Origin of the sequence: Parasphingorhabdus sp. (genome assembly GCF_049667325.1) — a bacterium.
Classification (GTDB): Bacteria; Pseudomonadota; Alphaproteobacteria; order Sphingomonadales; family Sphingomonadaceae; genus Parasphingorhabdus.
The window spans coordinates 1-6366 of record NZ_JBATHY010000178.1; the positions used below are offsets into that span (position 1 = coordinate 1).

Genomic DNA, 6366 nt, shown 5'->3' on the forward strand with positions numbered 1-6366 from the left:
GTGACAAATTCAAAGGCGGTATGGCGATAATAGTCCAGCCCGCGCACCAGACGACCGTTGCGCGTCCAGGCCACGCCGCAGGCATCAAGCCCTTCGGTGACCTGCGCAAAAAACTCCTTGGCTTCGCTCGACAGATAGGCGTCTATATCCGGCGCGCTGTCGGCGATCGGACGGTCCTGCCGTTCCTTGCTGTCTAGAATGCGCAGCGGATTGCGCTCCAGCCGGTCCTGACTGTCTTCGGACAGGTCCTTGCGATGCGCCTGAAAATGCTCGACCAGCGCATCGCGCCAGGCATCGCGGCTTTCGACATCACCCAGCGTGTTGAGCTGCAGCGTCACGCCGTCGGCGATACCCAGTTCCTGCAAAAGCTGATCGGCAAAGCAGAGCAGTTCGACATCCGCCGTGGCTTCGCTCGCCCCGATAATTTCTGCATCAAGCTGGTGAAACTGCCGGTAACGACCCTTTTGCGGCCGCTCGTAACGGAAAATCGGGCCGTGCGCCGAGAGCTTCAATGGCACATGCTGCTGCCAGCCGTTGGTTAGAAACGCGCGGGCAATGCCCGCGGTATATTCCGGGCGCAGGGTCAGGCTGTCACCGCTGCGATCCTCGAACGAGTACATTTCCTTCGACACGACATCGGTTGTCTCGCCAAGCGAGCGGGCAAACACCGCCGTCGGTTCAAACACCGGCATTTCGACACCCTTGAAACCGTAAAGCCGCCGCACGCGCTCGAACGTTTCCACGACATGCTGGAACCGCTCCTGATCGTCGCCAAATATATCCTGCGTGCCGCGCACCGGCTGGGGTGTCTGTATTTTTGCCATAGGGAGCGCTTTAGCCAGAGATGCGCCAAAGCGGAAGTGGCTTATTTCCACCAAGCCTCTAGACGAATGTTGCAAAAACCTTCATTCACCCGCGCTCGTCACTATGGGGATTTTCTGAGCATGCATCTGGTTGGCATTATGGGTCTGGTCTTGGCCCTCACCTTATCTACAACGGCGGCGGCAATGCCGGACAGCCTCAGCAAACCAGACTATGTTCCGCCGCAGGAGACGATCCCCGCGCCGCAGGATATTGCCTATCCCGGCACCATGACTTTGAAGGTCGATGCCCGCGATCATGAACAGGGCATATTCCGCGTCGTCCAGACGATCCCGGTGGCCCAAACTGTTACGGGGAGTGCCGGTCGGCTCACCCTGCTCTACCCCGAATGGCTGCCCGGCAATCATGCACCGCGCGGCGAGATCGAGAAGATCGCCGGGCTGGAGTTTACCGCCGACGGAGAAAAACTCCCGTGGATCCGCGACGAGGTCGATGTCTTCGCCTTTCACCTGACGATCCCCGAAAATGTCAGCACGGTGACCGCGACATTCCAGTTTGTATCAGCCACCACCAGCAGCCAGGGCCGGATCGTGATGGCACCGTCGATGCTCAACCTGCGTTGGCATCAGCTTTCACTCTACCCGGCCGGCTATTATGTGCGTCAGATTCCGGTGGAAGCTAGCGCCATCTATCCCGATGGCTGGCAAGCTGCGACATCGCTCCGCCCGATAGACAATGACGGTGGTGCTATTGTTTATGAAAAAACTGACTATGACACGTTGGTCGACAGTCCGGTTTTTGCCGGACAATATTTTCAGACCCATCAACTGACCGGTCGCGCGCATCTCAATATTGTCGCCGATGATTCCAAATTCTTGAAGCCCAAAAAGGCACAAATTGCTTCGCACATCAAGCTGGTCAACGAGGCCGAAGCCCTGTTTGGCAGCCGTCCCTATGACCGATATGATTTCCTGCTCGCGCTGACCGAGGATATGGGCGGCATTGGTCTGGAGCATCATCGGTCATCGGAAAATGGTGTGAACCGCGAATATTTCACCGGTTGGGATAGTGGGCCGGGTCGGCGCAACCTGTTGCCGCATGAACTTACCCATGCCTGGAATGGCAAATATCGCCGCCCGCAAGGTATGTGGACGCCCGATTTCCGGCAACCGATGCGCGACAGCCTGTTGTGGGTCTATGAAGGGCAGACGCAATTCTGGGGCTATGTACTGGGCGCGCGGTCCGGGCTCTATTCTAAACAGGATACGCTTGACGCATTTGCGGCCATCGCTGCGGGGATGGACCAGCGAGTCGGACGGAGCTGGCGCCCATTGATTGATACCACCCATGATCCGATCATCGCGGCGCGACGCGCCAAGCCCTGGACCAGCTGGCAGCGATCGGAGGATTATTATAACGAAGGCCTGCTGATCTGGCTTGAAGCCGACCAGATTATCCGTCGCGAATCGGCCGGCAAAAAGTCGCTGGAAGATTTCGCCCGGGCTTTTTTTGGCGGCAAGAACGGCGACTGGGGCGTTGTCACTTACGAGCAAAAGGATGTTGTTGCTGCGCTCGGCAAAATCCAGCCCTATGACTGGGCCGGGTTTGTCGAAGAGCGGGTCTTCCGCAACGGTACACAAGCCCCCAAAAACGGACTCGTTCTCGGTGGCTACCGGCTGGTCTATGTCGATACGCCGAGCGCCTATATCCTCGCCAATGACAAACGCCGCAAACAGATCGACTTCAGCCACAGCATCGGTCTGGTGATGGGCAGCAAGGGGACGATAAAATCGGTGATCTGGGATAGTCCGGCGTTCAAGGCCGGTCTGAAAGCCGGCCTCACCATCTCGGCGATTAATGGCAAAGCCTATAGCGACGAAGCGCTCAAACAGGCGATCGCGGATAATCGCGGTGCCGAAGGCAATATCGATATTTTTGCGAAAAATGGTGAAGCCTATCATAATTTTATGGTCGACCATTCGGATGGCCTGCGCTATCCGGCGCTCGAGAAAATCACCGGAGAGGGTGTTGATCAAGAAGGGGGCATCGACCGGCTATTGCAGCCGAAAACCAGATAAGGACCACCTTTCCCATGGATATTAACAAAATCGCGATCGGCGATGACCCGCCAGAAAGCCTGAACGTCGTGATCGAAGTGCCCGTTGGCGGCGAACCGGTCAAATATGAATTTGACAAGGCATCCGGCGCGCTGTTCGTCGACCGTATCCTGCACACACCGATGCGCTATCCCGCCAATTACGGCTTCATTCCGCACACATTGTCGCCCGATGGTGATCCGCTTGACGCCTTGGTTGTCGCGCGTTCGCCCTTCATGCCCGGTTGCGTCGTACGCTGCCGGCCGATTGCGGTGCTCAACCTCGAAGACGAGCATGGCGGCGATGAAAAATTGCTCTGCGTACCGATTGACGCGACCTTTCCTTATTATCGCAAGATCGACGAAGGCAATGATCTCCCCGAAATCGTGATGCAGCAGATCGAGCATTTCTTCACCCACTATAAAGACCTCGAACCCGAAAAATGGGTCCGGGTTGGCAAATGGGGTGATGCCGACGAGGCAAAGCGCGTCGTGCTCGAAGCGATTGAACTGGCGAAACAGCAATGAACATGACCCGGATGATTCCGATGGTGGCTGCACTATCGGCCTTGTCCTCCTGTGCCACGCCCGAAACCCGGGTGCGCAACGGTTTGATAAACGCGGGACTGTCGGCACCGATATCCGCCTGCATGGCAGACCGGATGGTGGATCGGCTATCGCTCGGACAGCTCAACAAGCTAAACGGTCTTGGCAAGCTCAAGAAGCGCAAGCCGGGCGATGTTACCATCAACGAATTTGTCAAACAGACCCGTGCGCTTCAGGATGCAGAAATCGTGGGCGTCGTGACCAGTTCGGGCGTTATCTGCGCGGTCAGGTAGGCAGAATGACCTATGCTGACACGTCCATAAGATTGGCCAATGATGCAGACGCCTCGCTTTTGCCCGCTATCGAACGGTCAGCAGGCGAGGCGTTTCGTTCGGTTTCCGGTCTGGAATGGATCGCCGATGACGATGTGCTGACCGCGGAAATCCAACAAATATTCATTGCTGAGGGCACGGTCTGGGTTGCAGAAACACGCGGCTGTCCGATCGGGTTCATTACAACCCAAATTTATGACGACGCTCTGCACATATTGGAGCTGGCGGTTGAGCAAAGCCGCCAGGGCCAGGGCGTCGGACGACAGTTGGTGAAAACAGCCCGCGAATTTGCTGTGACCCATAACATCGACGCCCTGACCCTGACCACGTTCAGGAACGTGCCGTTCAATCAGCTTTTCTACCAGAAACTGGGATTTCTGACGCTGGATTCGGATAATCTGCCGTCGCGCCTTGCAGAAACCATGAAAGCGGAGATCGAAAACGGCCTACCCGCTGATCGCCGGTGCGCGATGCGGATGCACCTTTGATTTTCCGTCGATTGATAGCGTTCGGACAATAAGCTGAATGGTCTTGGCGAGCTTGAAAAACATAAGCAGGACGACGTTCCATTCAATCAAATTTACAATCGGACCCATACGCTTCAGGATCCGGAAATCGTGGACGTGATTATATCGTCCCGTGCCATCTGTGCGATCAAATAGCGCTTCTAACTACTGAACAAACTCCGCAAGAAATCTCGCCGCGACGGGACTTTTGTCTATTTCAGCGCGGATCAGGGAATTATCCCACCACAGCCGCTCATTGTTAGCCAAAACGATGAGGGTCAGGTTCCGGTCGGGAATTTTCAGATAGATTGCGGAATATCGGCCCGGATCCCAGCCGGAATGCCAATATAACCTTTGTCCTTGCCAGTCTTGGGTAAACCAGCCCCATCGATAGTCGCCGCTATCGGGCAGCGCTTCGTCATTGAATATCCGCTCCATCCAATCCCGGGGCAGCAGCGTGCCGGCATCCAGCGCGATATCAAACTGCGCCAGATGGCGGGCACTGGCCTTGATTCCGGCCGCAGCGCGAAAATCGTCATCCGAAAAACTGTTCTTTTCTGATCGGCCCTGGTCATCGACGGAAAATGGTGGCGCCAACAAGCGCAAGGCCGATCCGCCATCCGGGTCGTGCCATCCCAGTGCAACATTTTCCATTCCGGCAGGCGTCAGCACATTGTCTCGGACAATTGCGCGCAACGGCCGTTTTCCTGCCCCCTCTATGGCCCGATCAATGCGGGCATAAGTCATCGGATTATAGACGAACCGCGCACCAGGCTCTCCATTGACCCGCATGTTCAGAATATCGGAGAGGGTCAAATTTCTGCTGCAATCGACCGGTGCAATCATTTTCCCGTCACTAGCCGCACCGCCGGAGCCAAAGGGGATACCCGATCCCGAAAACCATTCACAAAAATCGTCCCAGCCCGGGTCGCTGGCTAGCGACAAGTCGAGCGACAGCCGCTTTGCCGACGCCTCTTTCAATATCGCAGTCGCGGCGATCGGCTTGGTCACGGATGCGATGTTGAACGTGGTGTCCATCGTCGTGGCAATTTCGCCTTCATCATCCGACGTCCCGAGCGCCACTTCCCATGCGATTTTTCCGTCTTTGACGATCAGCGCGGTGAGCGCCCTGATCGAGTTATCTTTACGGAAACCCTCGAGAAAATCGGCAAATTCGCCATAGTGCTGCGCTGATGTATCATTTTTTGCCTCGGCCCGGTCGTAGGCAAAGCTCGCGAGAAAAGCCAAGATCCCCAAAACCATTGCTGCTCTGTTCTTGTTCATGGTGCAATTCACCCCGATCCATATAAGCGCCAGGCGCCGATAGTTTCATTCGAAACCTATAGTGGCGCAACAGGTCAGGCAACCGACAAATATCTTGAATCAGGGTGGAAATGACCCACTATCTGTGCTTTAGCCGCACGCAAGACTCGCATCCTCTAAAAGACCATTTTCAAGCTCGATGAAAGGCTTCACATCTTTCCATGAACATTCACGAATATCAGGGCAAAGAATTGCTCGCGAAACACGGCATTGCCGTTCCTGCCGGCCACGCCGCGCTCACCGTTGAAGAAGCGGTCGCCGCAGCCGAGAAACTCCCCGGACCGCTTTATGTTGTAAAAGCACAGATCCACGCGGGCGGACGCGGCAAAGGCAAATATGTCGAGCTCGGCCCCGATGCCAAAGGCGGCGTTCGACTGGCAAAATCGGTCGACGAAGTGCGCGCCAATGCTGAAGAAATGCTGGGCAATACTTTGGTTACCATCCAGACCGGCGATGCCGGCAAGCAGGTCAACCGCCTCTATGTGACCGACGGCGTCGATATCGAGAAGGAATTCTACCTCTCGATGCTCGTCGATCGGGCCAGCGGACGCGTGGCGATGGTCGTTTCAACCGAAGGCGGAATGGATATCGAGGAAGTCGCGCACAGCACACCGGAAAAAATCAAGACGATCACCATCGATCCAGCGCAGGGCTTCATGCCGCATCATGGCCGGACCATCGCGTTCGCGCTTGGACTGAAGGGCGACCTCAACAAGCAGGCGCAGAAGCTCGGCAAGAAACT

The 6366-nt window shown here is 56.2% G+C and carries 7 protein-coding genes; 5 read left to right on the forward strand and 2 right to left on the reverse strand.

Annotation, left to right across the window (positions count from 1 at the left end; translation table 11 throughout):
• On the reverse strand, positions 1-824 hold an 824-nt coding region (hisS, locus tag WBM93_RS08005; RefSeq protein WP_424430578.1), incomplete at its 3' end, for a histidine--tRNA ligase.
• A gap of 120 nt (positions 825-944) precedes the next feature.
• Here hisS and WBM93_RS08010 point away from each other — a divergent pair.
• Genes WBM93_RS08010 through WBM93_RS08025 form a run of 4 tightly spaced genes read left to right on the forward strand, consistent with a single transcriptional unit; the run spans position 945 to position 4283 of the window.
• The gene (locus tag WBM93_RS08010; RefSeq protein WP_424430581.1) at positions 945-2900 is read left to right on the forward strand and encodes a M61 family metallopeptidase; all 1956 of its coding nucleotides are present in this window, start codon (positions 945-947) and stop codon (positions 2898-2900) included.
• 14 nt (positions 2901-2914) lie between these two features.
• The gene (ppa, locus tag WBM93_RS08015; protein WP_424430584.1) at positions 2915-3445 is read left to right on the forward strand and encodes an inorganic diphosphatase; all 531 of its coding nucleotides are present in this window, start codon (positions 2915-2917) and stop codon (positions 3443-3445) included.
• The gene (locus WBM93_RS08020) at positions 3442-3756 is read left to right on the forward strand and encodes a hypothetical protein (RefSeq protein ID WP_424430587.1); all 315 of its coding nucleotides are present in this window, start codon (positions 3442-3444) and stop codon (positions 3754-3756) included. The genes ppa and WBM93_RS08020 overlap by 4 nt, the downstream gene beginning before the upstream one ends.
• Positions 3757-3761: 5 nt before the next feature.
• A complete protein-coding gene (locus WBM93_RS08025; protein ID WP_424430590.1) occupies positions 3762-4283 on the forward strand; it encodes a GNAT family N-acetyltransferase in 522 nt (173 codons plus the stop codon).
• 183 nt (positions 4284-4466) lie between these two features.
• On the opposite strand, the gene WBM93_RS08030 is transcribed toward WBM93_RS08025, so the two are convergent.
• Entirely contained in the window at positions 4467-5585 is a 1119-nt protein-coding gene (locus WBM93_RS08030; RefSeq protein WP_424430593.1) for a serine hydrolase domain-containing protein, read from the reverse strand.
• Between the two features lie 200 nt (positions 5586-5785).
• Here WBM93_RS08030 and WBM93_RS08035 point away from each other — a divergent pair.
• A partial coding sequence (locus WBM93_RS08035; RefSeq protein WP_424430596.1) for an ATP-grasp domain-containing protein occupies positions 5786-6366 on the forward strand: 581 nt, incomplete at its 3' end.